The 24,248-nt window shown below is 34.0% G+C and carries 19 protein-coding genes; 11 read left to right on the top strand and 8 right to left on the bottom strand.

What is annotated here, in order from left to right; all coding sequences use genetic code 11:
* Positions 1–439: 439 nt before the first annotated feature.
* Genes J3U36_RS03750 through J3U36_RS03740 form a run of 3 tightly spaced genes read right to left on the bottom strand, consistent with a single transcriptional unit; the run spans position 440 to position 4,087 of the window.
* The gene (locus tag J3U36_RS03750; protein WP_267378200.1) at positions 440–2,425 is read right to left on the bottom strand and encodes a DUF3732 domain-containing protein; all 1,986 of its coding nucleotides are present in this window, start codon (positions 2,423–2,425) and stop codon (positions 440–442) included.
* 2 nt (positions 2,426–2,427) lie between these two features.
* A complete protein-coding gene (locus J3U36_RS03745; protein ID WP_267378203.1) occupies positions 2,428–2,937 on the bottom strand; it encodes a three component ABC system middle component in 510 nt (169 codons plus the stop codon).
* A complete protein-coding gene (locus J3U36_RS03740) occupies positions 2,924–4,087 on the bottom strand; it encodes an ABC-three component system protein (protein WP_267378206.1) in 1,164 nt (387 codons plus the stop codon). Before J3U36_RS03740 ends, J3U36_RS03745 begins: the two co-directional genes overlap by 14 nt.
* 636 nt (positions 4,088–4,723) lie before the next feature.
* Here J3U36_RS03740 and J3U36_RS03735 point away from each other — a divergent pair.
* Together J3U36_RS03735 and gapA are read left to right on the top strand one after the other, a co-directional pair.
* Positions 4,724–6,109: a hypothetical protein gene (locus J3U36_RS03735; protein WP_267378209.1), complete on the top strand. Its 1,386-nt coding sequence runs from the start codon at positions 4,724–4,726 to the stop codon at positions 6,107–6,109.
* Positions 6,110–6,503: 394 nt separating this feature from the next.
* The gene (gapA, locus tag J3U36_RS03730) at positions 6,504–7,502 is read left to right on the top strand and encodes a glyceraldehyde-3-phosphate dehydrogenase (protein WP_065559241.1); all 999 of its coding nucleotides are present in this window, start codon (positions 6,504–6,506) and stop codon (positions 7,500–7,502) included.
* 134 nt (positions 7,503–7,636) lie between these two features.
* Here gapA and J3U36_RS03725 read toward each other — a convergent pair whose 3' ends face one another.
* From J3U36_RS03725 to yjgA, 3 genes are all read right to left on the bottom strand, one after another.
* A complete protein-coding gene (locus J3U36_RS03725; RefSeq protein WP_065559242.1) occupies positions 7,637–7,846 on the bottom strand; it encodes a cold shock domain-containing protein in 210 nt (69 codons plus the stop codon).
* A gap of 742 nt (positions 7,847–8,588) precedes the next feature.
* A complete protein-coding gene (gene ppa, locus J3U36_RS03720) occupies positions 8,589–9,116 on the bottom strand; it encodes an inorganic diphosphatase (protein WP_065559243.1) in 528 nt (175 codons plus the stop codon).
* Between the two features lie 72 nt (positions 9,117–9,188).
* On the bottom strand, positions 9,189–9,722 hold the full coding sequence (gene yjgA, locus J3U36_RS03715) for a ribosome biogenesis factor YjgA (RefSeq protein ID WP_267361241.1): 534 nt from the start codon (positions 9,720–9,722) through the stop codon (positions 9,189–9,191).
* Between the two features lie 84 nt (positions 9,723–9,806).
* On the opposite strand from yjgA, the gene pmbA reads away from it, so the two are divergent.
* From pmbA to recG, 6 genes are all read left to right on the top strand, one after another.
* A complete protein-coding gene (gene pmbA, locus J3U36_RS03710; RefSeq protein ID WP_267361243.1) occupies positions 9,807–11,159 on the top strand; it encodes a metalloprotease PmbA in 1,353 nt (450 codons plus the stop codon).
* Between the two features lie 8 nt (positions 11,160–11,167).
* Positions 11,168–12,904, top strand: coding sequence for a SulP family inorganic anion transporter (locus tag J3U36_RS03705; protein ID WP_267378215.1), 1,737 nt, complete (start codon positions 11,168–11,170; stop codon positions 12,902–12,904).
* Between the two features lie 49 nt (positions 12,905–12,953).
* Entirely contained in the window at positions 12,954–14,177 is a 1,224-nt protein-coding gene (locus tag J3U36_RS03700) for a CinA family nicotinamide mononucleotide deamidase-related protein (protein ID WP_267378218.1), read from the top strand.
* A gap of 154 nt (positions 14,178–14,331) precedes the next feature.
* Positions 14,332–14,622 (top strand): DNA-directed RNA polymerase subunit omega, encoded by a 291-nt coding sequence (gene rpoZ, locus J3U36_RS03695; RefSeq protein WP_220216796.1) that lies wholly within the window; start codon positions 14,332–14,334, stop codon positions 14,620–14,622.
* An 18-nt stretch (positions 14,623–14,640) separates the two neighbouring features.
* Positions 14,641–16,755, top strand: coding sequence for a bifunctional GTP diphosphokinase/guanosine-3',5'-bis pyrophosphate 3'-pyrophosphohydrolase (gene spoT, locus J3U36_RS03690; protein ID WP_267351382.1), 2,115 nt, complete (start codon positions 14,641–14,643; stop codon positions 16,753–16,755).
* Complete coding sequence (gene recG / locus J3U36_RS03685) at positions 16,755–18,848, top strand: ATP-dependent DNA helicase RecG (protein ID WP_267378220.1); 2,094 nt, start codon at positions 16,755–16,757, stop codon at positions 18,846–18,848. The genes spoT and recG overlap by 1 nt, the downstream gene beginning before the upstream one ends.
* 152 nt (positions 18,849–19,000) lie before the next feature.
* Here recG and ulaG read toward each other — a convergent pair whose 3' ends face one another.
* Positions 19,001–20,068 (bottom strand): L-ascorbate 6-phosphate lactonase, encoded by a 1,068-nt coding sequence (gene ulaG, locus J3U36_RS03680; protein WP_267351386.1) that lies wholly within the window; start codon positions 20,066–20,068, stop codon positions 19,001–19,003.
* A 26-nt stretch (positions 20,069–20,094) separates the two neighbouring features.
* Positions 20,095–20,856, bottom strand: coding sequence for an HTH-type transcriptional regulator UlaR (gene ulaR, locus J3U36_RS03675; protein WP_267378223.1), 762 nt, complete (start codon positions 20,854–20,856; stop codon positions 20,095–20,097).
* 426 nt (positions 20,857–21,282) lie between these two features.
* Between ulaR and J3U36_RS03670 the strand changes: the two genes are divergently transcribed.
* From J3U36_RS03670 to J3U36_RS03660, 3 genes are read left to right on the top strand one after another with little or no spacing between them, the layout of a single operon-like run.
* Positions 21,283–23,052: a PTS ascorbate-specific subunit IIBC gene (locus J3U36_RS03670; RefSeq protein WP_267378225.1), complete on the top strand. Its 1,770-nt coding sequence runs from the start codon at positions 21,283–21,285 to the stop codon at positions 23,050–23,052.
* Positions 23,053–23,077: 25 nt separating this feature from the next.
* Entirely contained in the window at positions 23,078–23,551 is a 474-nt protein-coding gene (locus tag J3U36_RS03665; protein ID WP_267351391.1) for a PTS sugar transporter subunit IIA, read from the top strand.
* 3 nt (positions 23,552–23,554) lie between these two features.
* Positions 23,555–24,247 carry an L-ribulose-5-phosphate 4-epimerase gene (locus tag J3U36_RS03660; RefSeq protein WP_267378229.1) on the top strand — a complete coding sequence of 231 codons (693 nt, stop codon included), beginning with the start codon at positions 23,555–23,557 and terminating at the stop codon, positions 24,245–24,247.
* Position 24,248 lies beyond the last annotated feature (1 nt).

The following is a 24,248-nucleotide window of genomic DNA, read 5'->3' as shown; positions in this document are numbered from 1 at the left end:
CACTTTATCGCAAAATCTTTGATTTTGCTCTTAAGTAACTCGGTAACTGTCTTAAAAACCCTAAAAATCGGTGAAACTTATTATATTAGGCATCATTTAATATTAAATGATTGTATCACTTTATAGGCTGTATTGAAAATGAGGGGATTTGATGTGAATAAGAAAAAAAGTTAGTAACATAATCATGAAAATAATAGCAATTATTGCAGATTGTATAATAATCTGTTTAAGATAACATAATAATTATACTATTTTTTTTAGAAAATTAGAAAATTAGAAAATTAGAAAATTAGAAAATTAGAAAATTAGAAAATTAGAAAATACCAAAGTATTGTAAAAATAATTGATATAAAAATATTCCAATGATGACCTTTAATTAATACTACCAAAGTATAAGATTTAGAGATTATTTATTTTAATATAGTAAATATTGAATTCATTATTCATTATCTAACCAATCTAAAGGAATAAGTTTAATATTATTACGCCATTCCTCAACAAGATGTCCATTATTAACTTCTTCTAGCATTGTTAAAGGAGCATGATCAAGTACAATAATCTGCAAATTATGGTTTGTTTTATCAATCGCATCACTAAACACCTTAAATATTTTTTGAACTTGTACTATATCTTCATCATTCTTTAGTAAATCTAACTCTTGATCGTTATTGATCTGAATATCTTCACTTCTATGGTGATGCAATTTACTAGGGAAATACACTTGACTTGGTTGATCATAAATCATGTAATTTGGTACAGGACAGTGAGTTAATGTTGAAAAATGTTGATGTAATGCCAAAGTTATTGCTATGTGATAAGAAACCCAATTTGCTCCACTACCGATTTCCCATAAATAGTCTCTTCTTCCATTATTATTGACTGTCACGGTTAACTCTTTTGCAGATAAAGAAACTGGTGCATTAGGATTTTCTGTATCTAGATGAGGCAACCAAGCTGTTGCTAGTTTATTTACTTTTTGTAATTGCAATTCTGTTTTTTTCTGGAAGTTACTAGGTATAACTTTTTTTCTAAGCTGAGAAAGTTCAAGATTAAGTTTATTGTATTCTTTAGTTAATTCAGATTTTTCATCGATATCACTCATAATTTTTAATGCCGATTTAACTTGACCAACAAATACGCCAATAGCAAACGAATCATAACATGATTTTTTTTTCTTACTGCTAAGTATATTTATTTGTTCTTTCACATCATTTAACTCTGATATGAAACGGTTAAGTTCATTTTCTAGGAAAAGTTTTTCCCTGCTGAAAACCCCTTGTATTTTTTCAGGAACTTCTAATTCAGACTCTAAGCTATCAAATGCCCGTGCTAAAGGTTCCAGGACTAATGTTTTTATTTTATTAGGTTCAATAAATAGAGATGTTTCTATTTCTTTCTGTTGGATAAGCCATTTACTAAAATATAAACGATTTCTTTTAATAAAGGTAATTTCGGTATGATTGTTAGTAACTTCATGTATTGCGGATAAGTTTATTAATCTGCTCTTTATTTTACCGATTTGTTCAGAAATTTCTTTTGATTTTCTTATCAATAAAATTTCTTGTTCATTAGCAAATTTTATGTTCGCTGTACCTATAGAGTTGTCCATTTCTTTTTTCGAAACAATATTCAGTAAATTTAAAATTTGTTCTAGAGTAAGTTCTTTTATATCTTTTTTAACTACTAGAAGACCAAGTTCGATGGCTTTAATTACATAAGCTTGAGCAGTTGCTATCCAATGTTCGTTTTCTTTTTTTAATTTCAGGTATTTTTTTTCTACTTTATTAAATCGCTCTTCTAACGATCTTAATTCATGAATTTTCTCAAGATCTTCATTACTTAAAGCACCTAACACATAGGGTAAGATTGTTATCAATTTCGACTTATGTTCAAGTGAATCAGTCTTATAAAATAGAGCATTTGGGTTTGCTAATATATTTTGAGGTTGATAATTAAAAGCAGCTAGATCTCTTAAGCTCGTTTTAAATTTATCTAACCGCCCAGTTTTATAAAAATCAAAATTAATATTCGAAACACCAATTATTTCATTTAATCTAATTTTGATATCATCGATATTAATTGTATGAGTTGAAATGAATTGAGGAATTTCTATTTCCGAAGATTCAATAAAAAAAGCATTAGATGTTGAATTTTGATTATTAGGATCTTTACGGGCAATTAATAATCTAGATTGAGATGTTTTTATTTGTACCCCATACCAAGAAGTAGTATCGCGTATGGTATTAACGGGAATAGAACATTTGGAAGATCCTAAACAATAATCAATAATAGGGATAATTGATGATTTTCCTGTTTTAGAAGAACCAGTTATCAAATTTACTTTGTTTAATTCGAAACTAATAATTCGAGGTTTTTTTTGTTTATCCTTTGACCAAAGAATAACCTTTTCAATTTGGAAAAACATAATTAATAAACCACCTTAATAATTCTGGTTAAATCACTTTCCGTTATATCAGATAACCACTTTCCTAACTTTTCTGAACAATTAATAAGATCTTTTGTAGTAATGTCCAAGTTTTTAATGGAAACTGGTTTAAGCTTAATATTAGGTGTAATCATACCTGTAATATCATCTAAATAAAGTAATCCAGCATCAACTGATATCAGAAGAGAATCTAAAGTTCTTTCTTTTTGAGAATCGACTCTAAAATGTATTGAGAAAGGAATATCTGTTTTACTCTCTTTGGCAGAATAAAATTTTGAAATATAACTTTGCAAATTATTTCTTGTCTTTACTAATACACTTCTTGTATCTTCATAAAATATAAAAGCAAACAAACAAAATAGTTTGCATGGGTGAATTGGTTTTTTATTTTGTTCAAACGAGGATTTTGCAAAAATCCATAATAAATAACCACCTAGAGCAGGATTGTTAATTTCCCATGCTTCTTTTTCTAAACCATTAGGTATTATCATCTATAATACCTAATTTTTGTTTGTATTCAGGGTGCCAACCAATACTTAGATCATCTGCTAAAGTTTGAAGAGTTCCATGAGAAAAAAAAGACTCAATTGTTTTATTTTCTAATTTAATGTTATCAAAGGTCTCCAAACATTTATAATAAATAAGCGCACCTAAAGACTCATTAGTTACATTATGTCCATGTGCTATTATTATCTGTTTTTGATGAATTTTCCATTTATGTTTTAGTAAAATTTGATAATCCTGATAGCTTGATTCTTGAATAAATCCATTAATCGTCCATTTTGAAATGGCATCTTTAGTTTCAAGTTTGGCTATTGCTGCTTCTTCAATTTCAGTATCATTAGATTCAATTAATTTTAGCTGTTTTATATATATTGGCTCTAAAGTAAGATCATTCTTTACATCTATACTATTATTAGTTCGACTACAAACAAATTTGAGAATATCTCGCCTTCTATATTTACTTTCGATATCTCCCAATCGCATACCAAATGCTTTTGCTGAAATAATTGTAGGAATTCTGAGTTCTGCTGCACGGGTTAAATTATTTCCAACCCATCCAACTATTTCATCTAAAATATCTTCAATATTTTCCTCAAGAGCCCCTAATCTTTTTTGAAAGTATGTATTTTTAAGATCTTGTATCACAGAACCAGAACCATGAATATAATCAAAATTTTTAATCAAAATAAATTTTCTTTCATCCATGGTTATAAAGTTATCGATATAGGCTTTAATATTATTCGATCGAATTCTGACTAAGGTTAAAATAGATTCAAATGCTTTTCTAGCCTGTTTTTCTGTTTTTGCATTTACTAATAACTTTAATAATTTACTCGAATGTGATTTATTTGTATAGAGTAAAAAAGTAGTGATATAAGGATCTATTTTATTGTCACGTATTAGGTCTAACCAATTAGAAAGTGTTTTCCAAAAATCTTTACTTTTATTTGATACAATATTACGAGTTGTAGTAGTTACCTTGTTTTGTTCAAGAACGGTAGAAGACTCTAATTGCTCTTCGAGGTCGTCAAGCATTTCAAATCCTATATTAATTGTATTATCAGCTTCAAGTAAACGCTGTACGAGGCGATATTCCTGATATTTGTATCCTAGCCATGACTCAACCGCACTTGACATTAAATCTCCAACACTTTTATCATAAAATATAATATATTACGCCATAAACGTATTTATAAATATGGTAGAGTATAGCACAAAAAAAAAATTAATTTAACAATTATAATATAATAATTTTACACTATATTTACTTTTTGTATTATGATTAAATATATCTTAACATTTAAATACTAACCAACAGTAGAGTAAAAATAAAAAATTATATATAACTAATTTACTCTACAGTAAAAAGACATTATCAAAATGTAATAAAAACTATGACAATTATTTTTAAAAATTTAATAAAATAGCACTAAATCATTACCTGCCTGTAGTCAGTGAAGTTGTTATATTCGGTCATATTATCCCCCCTTTTTTATCTACATTTCAGGCGATTACTCTCTCTATTTTTACTGACTATTTAGCATAATTTTCGATTCTTTCGGCTTATTAAGATATGACCAATCAGAAATATTACTGATGATAAAGAGTTTGCTTTAAAAGTCTTATTATTTCTAAAATTAATCATTTTTATTGTTTAAAAATTTAGCATTAAATGAAAAAAATAAGGTTAATTTTTTTCATAAGATCACTAAATCAAACTGTTTTTATTCTAACTGTCTGATAATTAATTAATAAATAGAGAAAGGAAATAATATGCGGATAGTTTTAGCGATTTTGTTGGTGTTTTGTTTAACGGCTTGCCATGTTCGTACGGCTGATCAAGCTTATAACGAAGGGAAATATGTAGAAAGTATTAGTTTATTAACGGCTACTATTGATGAAAAAGGCGAAGCAAAATTTAATGAAGAAAGTGCCGAAAAATTACGGGGATTGGTTAGTAATGTGATGAAACATTACGAGACAATCATTAATAGTAGTGCTAGTACTGATTATCAAGCACGTATTGATAGTTATGAATCGCTTCGAAAAATCAATTTAATGTTAGTTAATCGTTTTTATAGTCAAACTGTTGCATTTTTTAACGATAAATATCCAGTGAGTAAATTAGATCAACTTATTGCAAAAGAGTATTACGATTATGGTAATTCGATAAAAGGTACGGATAGTGAAAGTTACAAAATAAAAGCTGACTTATATTTAAAAGGTTCAGAACGGTATAAATATAAAGATATTTTTACTTTATATAAAAATGCTAAAAAGCAACATTTGGATATTGAAGCAAAACAACACTATGATTTAGGTAAAACATTTTCGCAACAGGGTAGTTATCATGAAGCATCCCTAGAATATCTTAAAGCTTGGGAAGTTTATAAGCCAATAGGCGAATATAAAGATAGTTTTAAACTCTATGAGGATAATAAAAGAAAACATGTTACTGCGCTAGCAAAAGAGTATTATGAAAAAGCCTCGTCACTTGAAAAAATAGCTTATAAACGCAAAATTTATCGTGAAGCGGCTAAATATTATGAGGCAGCCAATTCAGCCTATGAACAGTTCGGTTCATACCGTGATGCCAGCGCTAGAGCGAGTCGTTGTAAATTAAAGGGACGCGTTAATGTGTATGTTAAAGATTCCGACTATCTTAGCTGGGTAAAACAAGTTTTTAACGCTGATTATATATACTTTGTTGATCATAGTTCACAAGCTAATATCATTATAGATATTAATGCCAAATCTGACTATATTCATATGAAACCGTATGAAAAAAATGAAGTAAAAACAGAAAAATATGTAGAAAGAATGAGCGAAAAAACCGATGATAAGGGTAATAAAATTAAAGTTCCAATTTATAAAGAGCAAAAATTCAACTTAAAGACTATCACTAATTCAAAAAAATACATTTTTACTACTGATATCGAAATAACCGGAGAAATCAGTAATTCTAAACGTTTGATAAGCGAAGCCATCTCTTCTAAAACGGATTATATCTATTCGGGCGATGTTCCAAGTAAATTTCATAACTCACAAGCAGGCGAGTGGAAGTCCAAATCAACGTTAAAATCTGAAGCACATTATACGCAAGGTGAGGATATCAGAAACCATTTAAAACAATTTATTGATAAGATGAGTTCTTTATAATAATTGTTAATTATCGCTCAAAAATAGAATCCCACAAAATTGATAATGTGGGATTTTTTATTTTAATCGTCTTTTAGTATAACTTAACGTCTGATATGGATTAATTGATACCTTTTAATTTATTAAATGTAATCGTGCGATTATCTAAAATTTAGCACCTTAATTATGATCAATTTAACTCTGACAATTTAGTTAAAAATTATCATTGTCATTGCTCAATCCAATCACAGTCTTATATAAAATATAACTAACCTATATCCTATGATTATTAAGATAATTTTCATTTTAATTTATTCTTGCCAATTATTCTGAATCAGCTTGAATAAACCTTAAAAATTTGGTAGTTTACTGTTAGTTATTTTATCATTTAACACAAATAAAGAAGGTAATTTTTATGACAATCAAAGTAGGTATTAATGGATTTGGCCGTATTGGTCGTATTGTTTTCCGTGCTGCACAAAAACGCTCTGATATTGAAATCGTTGCTATCAATGATTTATTAGACGTTGAGTATATGGCGTACATGCTTAAATATGATTCAACTCACGGTCGTTTTGACGGTACTGTTGAAGTTAAAGATGGCAAATTAATCGTTAACGGTAAAACAATCCGCGTTACAGCTGAAAGAGATCCTGCAAACTTAAAATGGAACGAAGTGGGTGTTGATGTTGTTGCTGAAGCAACAGGTTTATTCTTAGATGATGCAACTGCTCGTAAACACATCCAAGCGGGTGCTAAAAAAGTTGTTTTAACTGGTCCTTCTAAAGATAGCACGCCTATGTTTGTTATGGGTGTTAATGATAAAGATTATGCTGGTCAAGATATCGTATCTAATGCGTCATGTACCACTAACTGTTTAGCGCCTTTAGCTAAAGTAATCAATGATAACTTTGGTATCGTTGAAGGCTTAATGACAACTGTTCATGCAACTACAGCTACTCAAAAAACGGTAGATGGTCCATCTCACAAAGATTGGCGTGGTGGTCGTGGTGCAGCACAAAACATCATCCCTTCATCAACTGGTGCAGCTAAAGCAGTAGGTAAAGTTATTCCTGAATTAAACGGTAAATTAACTGGTATGGCTTTCCGTGTTCCAACTCCAGATGTTTCTGTTGTTGACTTAACTGCTCGTTTAGCAAAACCTGCTAAATATGAAGATATCTGTAAAGTGATCAAAGCGGCTTCAGAAGGTCCAATGAAAGGCGTTCTTGGTTACACTGAAGATGATGTTGTTTCAACTGATTTCTTAGGTGAAGTTTGTACTTCTGTATTTGATGCAAAAGCGGGTATCCAAATCAGCGATACTTTCGTTAAATTAGTTTCTTGGTACGATAACGAAGTTGGCTATTCAAATAAAGTTTTAGATTTAATTGCGGTTGTATCTAAAAAATAATGACTAATTTTTAGTTTTTTAAAAAGTGACCAAATGGTCACTTTTTTTTCGCTAAAATCTTATAGCTTTACAAAATAAAAACGCTCATTTTTTAAAAATGAGCGTTTTCACTAATATATATACTACGATATTAATTAGATTACGACAACTTCTGATGCCGCTGGTCCGCGAGGGCTATCTTGAATAGCAAATTCGACTTGTTGACCTTCAGCTAGAGTTTTAAAACCTTCCCCCGAGATTGCTGAAAAGTGAACAAATACGTCTTTGCTCCCATCGGTTGGTGTGATAAATCCAAAACCTTTACTCTCGTTAAACCATTTTACTTGGCCTGTTTTCTTATTCATTTACTAGATATCCTAACAATAATTAATATTTTGCCTTTAAGGCACGTATAGACTTTTATGCAATATAAATTAATCAACTTACAAACTAGATGATGCGTTAAAAACACCCCCTAATTGTTAAACGTTTTCATAAAAAAATATTGCTTCATAAGTCTGTTACTATTACCGCATAATTTATAATCGAAAGCAAGATATTAATGACAATTTTTTCATCTTAGGATGAAGTTTTTTATAAAATTTTTAGATATAATGGTTAAATTTGATAAATAGCAAATTATTGAAGGGTTTTTGATTTAAATTTATTTCGAAAGTAAAGATTATTTAAGCAAATTAAGGCATGTAAGATGTAAATTTAAAAATTAGTATTAACGATTACTTTTAGGTTTCTTTTGAATACATTGTTTTATCGTTTCTTTATATCAAACGTTTACATACGTTTTAACTATAGGTTTACAACTTACTGTTAAAGATGTGAATCACAATGTGGTTAATTATGTCATTTATGTCATTTATGTCATATAAGGCTTGCAACTTGCCTTATTGAGATAAGATTGCCAGCGCAAATTATCTAAGCTAAATAGCACTAAATTGGATATTCACTTATTTTTCATCTCATCTGTTAAAAAGGCATTGTTATTGATTTAATTACTTTCTGCTATTCTTTATTTAAAAATAAAAGCTATAAGTAAAGACTTATAGCTTTTAATTAACCATTATTATGAAAATTGATAGCAAATATTAATTATTTTTTAGCTCTCTCAAAAGATTCAATAATTTCTTTGCGAGCAGCATCGGCATTTTCCCAACCGTCAACTTTTACCCATTTTCCTTTTTCTAATGCTTTGTATTGTTCGAAAAAGTGTTTAATTTGAGATTTTAGTAATTCAGGTAAATCATCCACATCTTTGATGTGATCATACTCTTTAGATAATTTAGTATGTGGTACGGCAACTAATTTAGCATCTTGACCGGCTTCATCAGTCATTTTTAATACACCAACAGGACGGCAACGAATCACTGAACCAGGTTGTAATGGATACGGCGTTGGAACTAAAACGTCAACAGGATCGCCATCAAGCGATAATGTGTTATTAATATAACCATAGTTACATGGATAAAACATTGCTGTTGCCATAAAACGGTCAACAAAAACTGCACCTGTATCTTTGTCTACTTCATATTTAATTGGATCCGAATTTGCTGGAATTTCAATTACTACATAAATATCATCCGGTAATTCTTTACCTGCTGGTACATTTAAAAGTCCCATTTTTGTATCCTCTATCTTGGTTAATAATTTACAATATTGTTTCTGATATGAAATGAGCGAACATTATAAAGATTATTCGGCGTTGCTCAATTCTTTTAAGTATTGAAAAATCTGTTTGGCTGTTTTTGGTGGTTTATTGGATTCTCGTTCTTTTTTAGCCTGACGGGCAAGCGTACGCAGTTGTTGTCTGTCTGCTATAGGAAAGAGTTCGATAATGTTTTCTGCATCACCTGTTTCAATCAATTCGTCACGTAACTTTTCAAGTTTATGAAATAAGGCAACTTGTTGGTTATGACGGTTTTTGAGCTTGTCTAAAGCTTGCGTGATAGGATCGATATTGCGGCTACGAAGCAATTTGCCAATATATTGTATTTGTCTTCGATATCCCTCTTTTTTGATTTTTTGAGCAAGTTCGATAGCATAAAGTAAATCTTCATCAAGGGGGATTTTAGTCAGTTCATTTTTGCTTAAATTAACCAATTCGACGCCCATTTTTTTCAAAATTTCGGCATCTCGTTTGATTTCACTTTTACTGACATAAATAATTTCATCATCCATATCAGTATCAAATTCTTGGTCAATGATTAAATCTTTAGGGTTATTCATAGGATTTCTTTTGTTAATAGTTAACTAAAATTGAATTCTGGCTTATTATAACGTATCACTAGCAGAATTGTAGAAAATAATAAAATGAGTATTGAACAGATTAAAAAAGATGCCCAAAGACAACAAGATAAGTTATCAAATATTGTTGCTCAAGCTATTGAACTGGCTAAACCTCGTGTTGATTCAGTTGAAGTTTCAATTAACCAAGCAACTGGTATTGGTGTAAGTACTCGACAAGGGGAAACTGAAAATGTTGAATTTAATAGTGATGGTGCATTATCTATAACCGTTTATAAAGAACAACGCAAAGGAAATGCATCAACTAATGATTTATCGCCACATGCAATAAATCAAGCTATCGATATGGCAATTAATATTATGCAATATACTTCTGCTGATCCTTGTTCTGGTTTAGGAAACTTAGATCAGATGGCATTGAATCCTCCTGATTTAGATCTTTTTTATCCCAGTGATTTAGACGTGGATAAGGCTATTGAGCAGGCAAAACAAGCTGAGCTAGCGGCCCTTGCCAATGCTGACATTATGAGTAGTGACGGCGGTTATTTTAGTAGTAAATATGGTGTGTATGTATATGGTAATAGTCTTGGTATGTTACAAGGCTACTGTGCAAGTTCTCATTCGTTGTCTTGTACAGCGATTGCTGAACAGGCGGGAAAAATGGAACGAAACTATGCTTACACTTCATCGCGTGATATTAAGGCACTCAAATCTCCTAGTTGGGTTGGGCAGCAAGCAGCAGAAAGAACAATTGCGCATTTAGGGGCTAAACAAATTTCTACCATGCAAGTACCCGTACTGTTTAGTGCAGAAGTTGCAGTTGGATTAATAAGGCACTTAGTGGGTGCAATTAGTGGCGGTGCAATCTATCGCAAATCATCATTTTTACTTGATAGCGTGGGTAAACAGATTTTTCCTTCATGGCTAACTATTTTTGAAGATCCACATATTTTAAAAGGTGTTGGTTCATCGCCTTTTGATAGTGAAGGAACCAAAACAATTAAACGAAATATCATTGAAAACGGTGTATTGCAAACCTACTTGCTTAGTCATTATTCAGCCAGAAAGCTTGGTTTAACATCAACAGGTCATGCGGGAGGAATTCATAACTGGCTTGTATCGCCAAGTGAGCATGATGCTGATTTTAAAACCATGTTGAAAAAATTGGATAAAGGGGTTGTGATTACTTCGCTTATGGGGCAAGGTGTGAATAATGTAACGGGCGACTATTCACGTGGTGCGACAGGTTTTTGGGTTGAAAATGGTGAAATTCAATATCCAATAAATGAAATAACCGTTGCTAATAACCTAAAAGATATGTATAAAAATATTGTGGCAATAGGGAATGATCTTGAAACACGCAGTAATATTCAATGTGGTTCAATATTAATAGATAAAATGAGTATAGCAGGGAAATAGGATGAAAAATGGGAAAGTTAGTCAGTAGTACGTTTTTCCAAAAAATCACATTATGGATGCCAGGACTAATCAGTTTCTTACATTATAAACGTGAATATTTAAACGCAGATATAAAAGCCGGATTATCCGTAGCCGCGGTATCCTTACCGGTATCGATTGCTTATGCTGAGCTAACAGGTGTTGGTGCCATTGCGGGGCTATACTCAACCATTTTACCGCTTATTGTCTATGCCCTTTTTGGATCGTCTAAACAGTTGATTGTAGGGCCCGATACCGCAACGTGTGCGGTGGTTGCTGCGGTTGTTTTTCCTTTAGCTGCAGATGATCCCATGTTACGTTGGCAACTGGTGGTGCTGCTGACAATTATGATTGGTATTTGGTGTATCATTGCCGGCAAATTTCATCTTGGCGCCTTAGCAGATTTACTCAGTCAACCTATTTTAATTGGTTTGTTAAATGGTATTTCTATTACAATCATTGTCGATCAATTAGCGAAAACATTTGGTTTTCATTATGACTATTCTTACCTTATTGAACGTGTGGTTTATTTACCGGTTAAGCTTTATCAATCACATTTAGGCACGACATTTATATCTTTCATAACATTATTGATTCTCATTGCTTTTAAGAAATATAAACCACGTTACCCGGCACCACTTTTTGCCGTTGTGATAATGACTTTATTTTCATGGTTGTTTAATTTTGAACATTTTGATATCCACATTATTGGTAATGTAACTGGTGATTTTATACCATTGGAAGCTTGGATTGATTTTGATAAAGGATTAATGCGTGATTTAGTTGTTCCCTCATTGAACATTGCTGTTATCTGTTTTGTGAGTATGATGATTACCGTACGAAGTTTTGCAACAAAAAATAATTATGAAACAAATGCCGATGTTGAATTTAAGGCATTAGGCATGGCAAATATTGCAGCAGGTCTATCACAAGGATTTGTTGTAAGTGGGACTTCGTCACGAACGGCGGTGAACGATGCGAATGGTGGAAAAACTCAGCTTGTATCGATAATCGCTGCGGCATTAATAGGATTTGTGGTACTCTTTTTGTTGTCACCGTTACAATTTATTCCAACAAGTGTCCTTGGCGTGATTTTGATATATTCCTCGATCTCGCTAATTAATGTACAAACAATTTTGCGTTTTTTTAAATATGACCGTGACGCATTTTATTTAAGCTTAGCAACATTTATTGCGGTATTACTTATCGGTATTATACCGGGTATGGCTTTAGCGGTATTATTAGGCATCTTTTTGTTTCTACGTCGCGTTTTTCGACCTAAAGATCAGTTATTAGGGGTTGATGATGACGGACGAATTCATTCATTAGGCAAAGATGTTAAACCTGTTAGTAATACGATAATTTATCGATTCAATTCACCTTTAACGTATTTTAATATTGCTTATTTTAAACGAAGAATCATTAGTTATATTGACGAATCAGAGCAACCTGTTAATTATGTTATCGTCGATGCGATTCCTTGCTTTACTTATAAAGATGTCAGTGTATTATCGGGTATTAACGAATTAGTTAATGCATTAAAAGTACGTAATGTGGTTTTAATCTTATCAGGTAGACGCAAAACCCTTAAAAATTGGTTTAAACAAATGAATATTACCCCTGATCATGATTACATTGAATTTACTTACGATCTCTATTTTGCTGTTAAGTTAGTTCAAAGTAGGGAACATATGGACAATAAAAATGAAGACGAGGATACGGATTAATTAACGCCCCCTTTTTTGTTCAATTAATGATGTCAAAAGGTGCAGAACCATGATGAGTAGGAACAATAATCACGTTAAGATCGAAATGATAAGTACCGGCGATGAAATTTTATATGGTCAAATAACCGATACGAATGCAGCTTGGCTTTCTGAACTATTTTTTCAAGAAGGTATTTTAATCACGACTCGCCACACAGTTGGTGATAATCTTAACCAGCTTACCCAAACATTACAAGAACGTAGTCTGATCAATGATATCATTATTGTTAATGGGGGGCTTGGGCCAACCAGTGACGATTTAACAACACAAGCGGCAGCTTTAGCCAATCATGAAGCACTGGTACTCAATCAGCAGTGGTTAACACAAATTGAACGTTATTTTGCCAGTTGCGGTAACGTGATGCCGTCAAGCAACCTTAAACAAGCTTTATTGCCGCAAAGTTCTGTATTAATTGATAATTCAATAGGAACAGCCTGCGGATTTAAAATGCACATCAACGGCTGTATTGTGTTTTTTACGCCTGGTGTGCCTGCTGAATTTAAAGAGATGATCAAAACTCTTGTATTACCAGAAATTAAATTATCCTTTCCAAAATTAGAAAAAACGCTCTGCTATCGATTAACTATTATCGGGCGCACTGAAAGTGATTTAGCCACCGAGCTAACATCTAAATTAGATATTCCAAAAGATATCGTGATTGGTTATCGTGCTGCGATGCCTATTATTGAATTAAAATTGAGTGGTCCTCAACACAAAAAAGACACGTTGGATAGTTTATGGCGAAAAACTAAATCTATTGTTGATGACAATTTGCTTTACGAAGGCATGATTAGCAAAGACAGTGAACTCGGTTTAGCCAAAGTTGTTTCAGGGCTGTTACATGAAAAAGATTTAACTATCGCAGTGGTCGAACAACAATCAGCAGGGATAATTAGTTATCAATTATTTGAAACCGATGCACCCATCGCAAAATCAGAAGTGATTCCATTATTATTTGAAGATCCCAAAGATTATCTTTGGCATATTATGACCCAATATAGAGCTGATATTGTATTAGGTATGGTTAATTTCAAAGAAAAGAACAGTCAATTTACGTTAATCATTACCACAGCAAAGCAAACTATCCAAGTTAATTTAAAATATATTGGTCGAAAACTTTCACGGCATGAAGAGTTACAAACTTTTTCAGCAATAGCGTTAGATGCTTTACGTCGTTATTTGTTAAATAAACCAATAATTGCTTCTAATGCTTGGCTCGATATTTTGGATTAAGTTAAACGATAATGTGATGTTTTTTAGACTGGGAATGGTTAATTTTAACTATCTTAACAATAGTATGATATTAATATAGACAATTCCCCACAAAATTAAGTAAAATAACGGATCTTCCAAATTACATAAACTAGTAAATACATTAGAGGTAAAAATGGCTCGAGTAACTGTTCAAGATGCTGTAGAAAAAATTGGTAATCGCTTTGATCTAGTTTTAGTTGCAGCAAGACGCGCACGTCAATTGCAAGTTGAAAACAAATCACCATTAATTCCAGAAGAAAACGATAAAGAAACCGTTGTTGCTTTACGTGAAATTGAAGATGGTCTTGTTAATAAACAAATTCTTGATACAGCTGATTTTCAAGCTCGTCAGGAAGAAGAAGCAGAAGTGCGTTCTACACTGCATGAATCGATCCTTCTCGAAAATACGCCATCATACGAATAAGCGCTATAGGAATTGCCTATGCAATATTTTGATAGCTTAAAAGAGGTTGTAGCATCTTATCTTCCACCCAAACAAGTTGAACTTATTAAAGATGCTTATCTTTTTGCTCAGAAAGCACATGAAGGGCAATTTCGATCTAGTGGTGAACCTTATGTCACGCATCCTGTTGCTGTGGCATCAATTTTAGCCGATATGCGGCTTGATTATGAAACTATCATTGCTGCACTATTACATGATACGATTGAAGATACACCAGTTACTTTCCAAGATATCACAAATCATTTTGGTAAACATGTTGCAGTGTTAGTTGAAGGTGTATCCAAACTTGATAAATTAAAATTTCGTAATCGACAAGAGGCTCAAGCTGAAAATTTTCGGAAAATGGTGCTCGCCATGACCGAAGATGTGCGAGTGATTTTAATTAAACTGGCTGATCGTACGCATAATATGCGAACACTTGCGGCATTAAGACCAGACAAACGCCGTCGTATTGCAAAAGAAACGCTTGAAATTTATGCTCCATTAGCTCACCGTTTAGGTATTCACCATATTAAAACTGAACTCGAAATTTTAGGATTCACGGCGATGCATCCTAATCGAGCCAAAGTAATTGAAAATGTGATAAAAGCAGCTCGAGGTACACGTAAAGAATTAATTCAACAGATTTTATCGGAAATACGTGGTCGTTTAGCTGAAGCAAATATCGAGGCGGAAGTTGAAGGATTAGAAAAAAATATCTACGTGATTTATCAAAAAATGCAAATGCGTGAACAGCATTTTCATTCTATCATGGATATTTATATTTTTCGGATCGTTGTGAAAGATGTTGATGCCTGTTATCGTGCACTTGGTCTTGTTCACAATCTGTATAAACCTCGCCTTAATCGCTTCAAAGACTATATTGCAATTCCTAAAGCTAACGGTTATCAGTCATTGCATTCTTCATTAATTGGACCACATGGTACGCCAGTTGAAGTGCAAATACGTACTGAAGATATGGATCAAATGGCTGAAATGGGTGTTGCCGCACATTGGGTTTATAATGCCAATGATGAGCTGAATAATACAACGGCGCAAATCAAAGCACAGCGTTGGATGCAAAGTCTATTAGAGTTGCAACAAAGTGTGGGTAACTCTTTTGAATTTATTGAAAATGTGAAATCTGACCTGTTTCCGAAAGAAATTTATGTTTTTACCCCTAAAGGAAGAATAGTACAGTTACCGGAAGGTTCAACCGCCGTAGATCTTGCTTACGCTGTCCATTCTGATATTGGCTATCAATGTATCGGCGCAATTGTTGACCGAAAACCTTATCCACTTTCACAGCCATTAAGTAATGGTCAAACCGTTGAAATTATCACTTCGCCTGAAGGTCGTCCGAATGCAAACTGGCTTAATTTTGTTGTGAGTGCTAAAGCCAGATCACGTATTAGACAAGCGTTAAAAATGTTAAAACGTGATGATGCAATTGAATTAGGTAGAAGACTATTGAATCTGTCATTATTAAAAACAGGTGGCATCAATTCACTTAAAGCTAAACAAATTGCGAAAATTGTTGAGATAACGCAGTTACAATCTTTTGATGATGTCTTAGCCGAGATTGGTCTTGGTAATATAATGAGCCATTTTATTGTTAAAGGGTTAGAACACAAAGAATTGTTTCAAAATAACAACGATACAAATAAAACCTTAGTCATTACTGGTAGTGAAGGGGTTTTAGTCACATTTTCGAAATGTTGTCACCCAATTCCCGATGATCCGATTGTCGGTCAAGTGAGTCCTGAAAAAGGATTAATTGTCCATCATGAATCATGTCGAAATGTCACGGGATACCAAAATAATCCTGAAAAATACATCTCTTTAAAATGGGCGACTGATATCACTCAACAATTTGTTGCTGAAATATGGGTTGATATCTCCAACAACCAAGGAGCTCTTGGGCATATTCTTTCAATTATTAATGATGAAAAAGCGCATTTGCAATGGCTTAATACCGAACAGAAAGATCGACAAATTTATACAGTCATTTTGCAAGTTGAAGTTAAAAATCGTCAGCAGCTCAATGAGTTAATGCGTAAAATTTCATTGCAGCAAGATGTTGTAAGTGTCTCACGTAATATTAATAAGCGATGATGGCAAATCGATTTTTAAGTCAGGTTCCGATAATAAAATTGAGCGGAATTGGCTCTAACCTTGAAAAAAAATTCAATGCATTAGGTATCTATACTGTTCAAGATCTTTTATTACACTTTCCGTTACGTTACGAAGATCGCACCTCATCTTGTCCTATAAGTGAGGTTGCTATTGGTGAGCACACTACCATAGAAGGTCGAATCATCAAGTGTGAAGTGGTGCTTAGACGTCGACAAATGTTAATTTGTCATATTCAAGATGATTCGGGCATAGCAATATTAAGATTCATGCATTTCAATGCAGGCATAAAAGCAAGTTTAGCACTTGGCAATTGGGTTAGTGCTTATGGTGAGATAAAAAAAGGAAAATTAGGCGCTGAAATTATTCATCCTCAATATAAAATTATTGCTAATCCAGCAGACAAATCTAAAAAATTATTGGATGATCAAGAAAAATATACCCCAGTCTATCCAACCACCTATGGATTAACTCAAAATGTCATTCGTAAATTAATTGCTTCTGCGTTATTACTGTTAAAACGTAATCCACCCAAAGAAATTCTGCCTAAGTCAATAGCAAATCATTTTTTACCGGTATTGGAATCATTAAATATTATTCATAACCCTCCTATTGGTACCGATATCACTCAATTATCTGCAGGGGAACATCCTGCTATCAAACGTTTTATTTTTGAAGAGCTACTTGCTTATCATCTGAGTATGTTAATGCTAAAAGTCGATAACCAAAAACAGCAAGCCCGTATTTATCGCCCAACGCAACAATTTATTGAGCCTTTTTTAGCCTCGTTACCCTTTAAACCCACTAACGCACAACAACGTGTTGTACACGATATCTATCACGATATGGCAAAACCAGTCCCAATGATGCGATTAATTCAAGGGGATGTGGGATCTGGAAAAACGTTAGTCGCGGCTTTAGCGGCATTAAATGCGATTGAAAATGGTGCGCAGGTTGTCTTAATGGCACCGACCGAGATATTAGCTGAGCAACACTATAATAACTTTAAACAATGGTTTGATCCGTTGGGTATTACCGTTGATTGGTTATCAGGGCGTTTGACTGCTAAAAATAAAAGATTGCGTTATGAACAAGTAAAAAATGGGGATATTAGATTGTTAATTGGCACACATGCCGTATTTGTTGATAAAGTCGAATTTGCTTCGTTAGGACTGGTGATTATCGATGAACAGCATCGCTTTGGTGTGAATCAAAGACTGAGTTTGTGGGAAAAGGGAATCAAAGATAACGACTATCCTCATCAGCTAATTATGACAGCTACTCCGATTCCACGAACATTAGCCATGACGGTATATGCTGACTTAGATGTCTCTATCATTGATGAGTTACCCCCGGGGCGCACACCTGTCACAACTGTTGTGATTCCAAATTCTCGGCGTGATGAAATTATTGAACGCGTTAATCAAGCTTGCCTGGAAAATCGTCAAGTCTATTGGGTTTGTACATTAGTCGAAGAGTCGGAAACATTAGATGCCCAAGCCGCTGAAATACTGGTTGAAGAGCTCAAAGAAAAAATGCCTCATTTAACGATTGGACTGGTTCATGGCAAAATGAAGTCGGACGAAAAACAATCGGTAATGCAGAATTTTAAACAAGGTGTTATCCAATTGCTCGTCGCCACAACGGTTATTGAAGTGGGTGTCGATGTGCCAAATGCAAGCTTGATGATTATTGAAAATGCGGAAAGATTAGGTCTGGCGCAATTGCATCAATTACGTGGTCGTGTAGGTCGAGGAACGGCGGTATCTCATTGTGTATTAATGTATCAAGCACCATTAAGCAAAGTTGCACAAGCAAGAATGAAAGTCATGCGTGACAGTAATGATGGTTTTGTGATTGCGCAAAAAGATTTAGAAATACGTGGTAGTGGGGAGATTTTGGGTACGCGTCAAATGGGGATAGCTAACTTCAAAGTTGTGGATTTAATCCGTGATCAACATTTGATAAGTCAAGTTCAAAAAGCCTCTTATTTTTTACAACAACAACACCCCGAAAGTGTCAAAGAGCTGATTGACTGTTGGCTTCCGGATAGACAAAAATATATTAATGCCTAGTATTTTCATTTTCTTATTAGTTTATTCATAAAAACAGATAGATAATTTCAGTGAATTGATTCCACATTTATTCATGGCAGAGAATATAAAAAGTGGACATTGAATTTTATTCACTGCCCACAAAAAATTATTAATCTTAATTTCGAAACAAATCACAAGAAAGATCGATAAGGTAATTCAGGCTCATCGGTAAAGATGTCTCTGAACCCACGATAATGCTGATAGTGCATTTTGTTTTTATCTGTTGGATAAGTATATTTACCGCCAACTTGCCAGAAGAAAGGCGTAAATTGATATTCCAAACGATCTTTCTTCATTTGCCAAAGCACTTCAATTTCACGAGGATCACTTTGGAAATTTGCCCAAATATCATGATGAAAAGGAATCACAACTTGGGTTTTTAGTGATTCCGCAGCACGCAAAATATCTGAAGAGGTCATTTTATCGGTGACCCCACGCGGATTTTCACCATAAGAAAGTAACGCAACATCGATTTTATAGTCATTACCATGTTTGGCATAATAGTTAGAGTAATGAGAATCTCCCGAGTGATAGAGTGAACCGCCCGAAGTTTCAAACAGATAGTTAACGGCTCTGTCATCCATGCCATCTAATATCGCTTTATCAGTTGAGGATACCCCTTTTGGTAGTGTCACTAACGATGTTCTGTCAAAAGAATCTAGCACTCGAATGGTAATATCGCCGACTTTAATGGTTTCGCCTACTTTGGCAACAATGCAACGATCTTCAGGTACACCCCAACTTTTCCATAATTCGACACAAGCTTTAGGGCCAATAAATTTCACTTTTGGTGAACAGTTTTGAATGACCGCAGCCGCCACATTGACATCAATATGATCGGCATGATCGTGGGTTGCCATTACCGCATCAATCTCTTTAATAGCAAAAGGATCTAATACAAATGGACTGGTTCTTAAATTAGGTTGTAATTCGCGTACTCCCCCCATACGCATCATTTGATGTTGTTTGTTCATCAAGGGATTAGCGTGTGTTTTTTTACCGGTCCCACACCAAAAATCGACGGAGATATTGGTATTACCGGCAGATTTTAACCAAATGCCAGTACAAGCAAGCCACCACATGGTAAACGTATTGGGTTTAACCTCTGTTGCTTCAATCTCTTCATTTAGCCAAGTACCCCATTCAGGAAAGGTATTTAATATCCACGATTCTCGGGTAATTTCGTTCACTTTACTCATACTTTGTTCCTTTTACATTTTAATAATTAAACTAAAATAACATCTACACCTTGCTCCTTAATGCTTTCAATGACTTCCTTGTTTGCTTGTTTACCGGTAATTAAAATATCGATTTTATTCACAGGACAAAAAAGCATGCCAGAATTGGCTTTGGTTTCAATTTTTGAACTATCCACAACAACAACTAATTTTTCAATTTTTTCAAGTATCTGTTGTTCAGCCACTGCACCTAATATTTCATTCTTATAAAGTCCATTGGGTGTTAACGTCTTGCCACTGGTAAACATCCATTTGCCAGCATAAGAATCAGTAATGTTCGCAATGGGGTTAAGAATAATATTTTGTGTTTTGTTATATAATCCTCCCATAATGATGACATTTTCATGATCATGTTCAATCAAGTAACACGCTAACGGAAAATAGTTAGTAATGATTGAAACATTTTTACCACAGAGTTCTCGACCCAATAAAAACGCCGTTGAACCGCAGTTAATGACAATATTTTCATCAGCACCACATAACTTAGCTGCACGAATAGCGATGCGAGCCTTTTCATGATAATGATCGGTATTATTATTGCCGATTGGTGCCCATATTGGCTTTTTCTCTTCGATGCGCATAATACCGTTACGTACTTTTTTTACTCTTCCTTCCTGATCGAGCTTAGTGATATCACGACGAGCTGTAGCCGGTGAGATAGAAAAATATGAAACTAACTCAGTCACTCTTAACATCCCTTTGTCGTTAACCATTGCCACTATTTCATTATGTCGTGATATTTCGTTCATTATTACCTCTTTGTTGAATTAAAGTGATTAATTTTGATCAAAAATGATAATAATTTTCATTCATAATATTGTCAAATATTTATAACCAATATTTAACTCATTGTTGATTCAATATGTTGATAATAATAATTATATTTCTAATTTTTACCGCTGTTTTTTCCTAAAAATGTGATGATAATCACAGATGTGGGTGTGATAGATTTAGAAAAGTGATCTTTATCAAAATAATCATAAATAATCATTGAATGGTTAATTGTGATTGTAGAATATAACAAGTGTTATTTAATCATGAATAACGAAGTGTAATCAGAAATTTTATCTATTCATATAACAATAAATATTATAGAAAAATTTAAAAACGAAGTTAGTTCTCCACAGTAAAGCGTTAGATATTTAAAGATGTCGATAAACCAATGAGAGGAACATATGGAAGTAATCTACAACATATTTTATATTTTTTATAGCCAAGTTATGACAAAAGCGCCTTTGTTGCTTGGCTTAGTGACAATGTTAGGTTATTGCCTTTTACGTAAAGACATAACAACCGTTTTAAAAGGCACCATTAAAACCATTGTTGGTTTTATGTTATTACAAGTCGGTTCAGGAGTGTTAGTTTCAACTTTTAAACCCGTCATTGCAAAACTATCAGAATATCATGGTATTAAAGGATCGATTATTGATACGTATGCCTCGATGGTGGCCGTCGAAAAGGGTATGGGCGATCAATATTCTTGGGTTGGCTATGCAGTATTATTGGCACTTGCTATCAACATTGCACTTGTACTGTTTCGCCGTTTAACCGGTATCAGAACGATCATGCTGACAGGTCATATTATGTTTCAGCAAGTCGGTCTTATTGCACTATTTTACTTTTTATTTGGTTATGGCATGTGGGAAACCATTATCTATTCCGCCATTATTACTGCACTCTATTGGGGGATATTCTCAAATATGATGTTTAAACCAACCCAAGCGGTAACAGGTGGGGCTGGTTTTTCCATTGGTCATCAACAGCAACTCGGTTCATGGATAGCGGTAAAATTAGCGCCAAAACTGGGTGATAAAAATGATTCGGTTGATAATCTTAAATTACCTAAATGGTTACATATTTTCCATGATAGTATCGCTGCCACAACCATTGTCATGACATTCTTCTTTGGCATCATTCTTCTTTCATTTGGTTTAGATAATCTTCAAACAATGGCTGGTTCAACCCATTGGACAATCTATATTTTCGAAACAGGGCTTAAATTTGCCGTTGCAATACAAGTTATTGTGGGCGGTGTACGAATGTTTGTTGCTGAATTATCCGAAGCATTTAAAGGTATTTCTGAAAAATTAATTCCCAATGCTGTGCTTGCTATTGATTGTGCAGCCATTTATGCATTTTCGCCTAATGCCATGGTTTTTGGTTTTATTTGGGGCGCATTAGGGCAATTCTTAGCGATCGCATTATTGCTTATCTTTAAATCCCCAATAATGATTATTCCGGGATTTATTCCAATGTTTTTCTCAAATGCGACAATTGGCGTATTTGCCAACCATTTTGGTGGTTGGAAAGCAGTTATGAAAATCTGTTTTGCAATGGGGATAATCGAAGTTCTGGGCTCTGCTTGGGTGATCAATATTTTTGCGCAAAACGGCACGCCTATTGACTCATGGATGGGGATGGCGGATTGGTCAATTCTATTCCCACCAATCTTACAAGGGTTATCATTTTCTCATTTGTTTATCTATTTAATCATTGCGTTAGCATTGGTGTATATGTTCTTTGCCGCTAAAACACTACGCGCTGAAGAAGCACAACAAAAAAATCAACCTATCGAAAATGATATACATCAGGATGTAAATGAAGCAGTAGTTGAAAAAATGGATGAAGTTGCAATAAGTGAAGGCCAACCAATTCGTATTCTGGCGGTATGCGGTAGTGGTCAAGGGTCATCAATGATGATGAAAATGAAAATTGCGAATTTTCTGGATAAGAAAGGGATCCCTAACATTATGGATTCTTGTGCTGTTACCGACTACAAATCCCGATTACCGAATGTTGATATCATCGTAGCATCGAAGCATCTGATACATGAAATTGAAGTGAATGAAGGTCAACATGCACTCGGTGTACAAAATATGCTTAATCCACATACGTTTGGCGATGAGCTTATCGAACTAATTAACCAAGTTAATACGAATAAATAGATAGAATATGAAAAAGGAGCGCAATATGGCTTTCAAAGAATCTTTAATTGAAAATAACTCAATATTACTCAGCGCAGAAGCGGCAAATTGGGAAGATGCGGTCAAGCTTGGAACCGATATGTTAGTAGCATCAAAAGCCATTGAACCATCTTATCACGATGCCATTATCCGTTGTGTAAAATCCATGGGACCTTACATTATCATTGCGCCTAATCTGGCTATGCCGCATGCTAGACCTGAAGATGGTGTCAATCGTACCGCTTTTGCCTTAGTAACCTTAAAAAAACCTGTTTATTTTGACGGAGAAGATGAACCGGTTGATGTGCTTGTCACCTTAGCCGGAAGTACGTCTGATCAACATATGGAAGGGTTAATGGAAGTGACACAAATTTTAGATGATGAAAATAGCGCAACAGGTGTTGATCTCGATAAATTAAGACGTTGTCACAGTAAAGAAGATGTCTATGCAGTCATTGATCGGGCTTTAAATGGAGGTTAGTTTATGTATCAAGCTTTAAAAGAAAGGGTTTTACACGCTAATTTACTGTTACCTAAATATAATCTGGTTACTTTTACTTGGGGCAACGTATCAGAAATTGATCGCACAAAAGGCGTTATTGCCATAAAGCCTTCAGGTGTTGAGTACGGTGCGATGACTGTAGATGACATTGTTGTGCTTTCATTAACAGGGGAAATTGTAGAAGGTAAACTCAATCCGTCCAGTGATACAGCCACTCATCTTGAACTCTATAAAGCATTTGAAAATATTGGTGGCATTGTCCATACCCATTCGCGCTATGCCACCATTTGGGCTCAAGCAGAGTTAGACATCCCAGCCTTAGGCACAACGCATGCCGATTACTTTTATGGTGATATACCCTGTACTCGTCGGCTAACCGATAGTGAAATTGCGACCGATTATGAAAAAAATACAGGACTTGTCATTATTGAGGAGTTCAAGCGTCGAGGCGTCGATCCAAAAGCCATGCCTGGCGCTGTGATTTCTGGACATGCCCCATTTTGTTGGGGAAAAAATGCTATCGACGCCGTACATAATGCTGTGGTACTGGAAGAAGTCGCTATGATGGCAATTGCAACTCGTCAGCTCAATCAAACCATTAAAATACAACAAACTTTATCTGATAAGCACTATTTTCGCAAACATGGCGCAAACGCTTATTACGGTCAAAAATAAA

Origin of the sequence: Gilliamella sp. B3817 (assembly GCF_026536705.1) — a bacterium.
GTDB lineage: Bacteria > Pseudomonadota > Gammaproteobacteria > Enterobacterales > Orbaceae > Gilliamella > Gilliamella apicola_I.
This window is presented reverse-complemented; position numbering and strand designations above follow the sequence as displayed.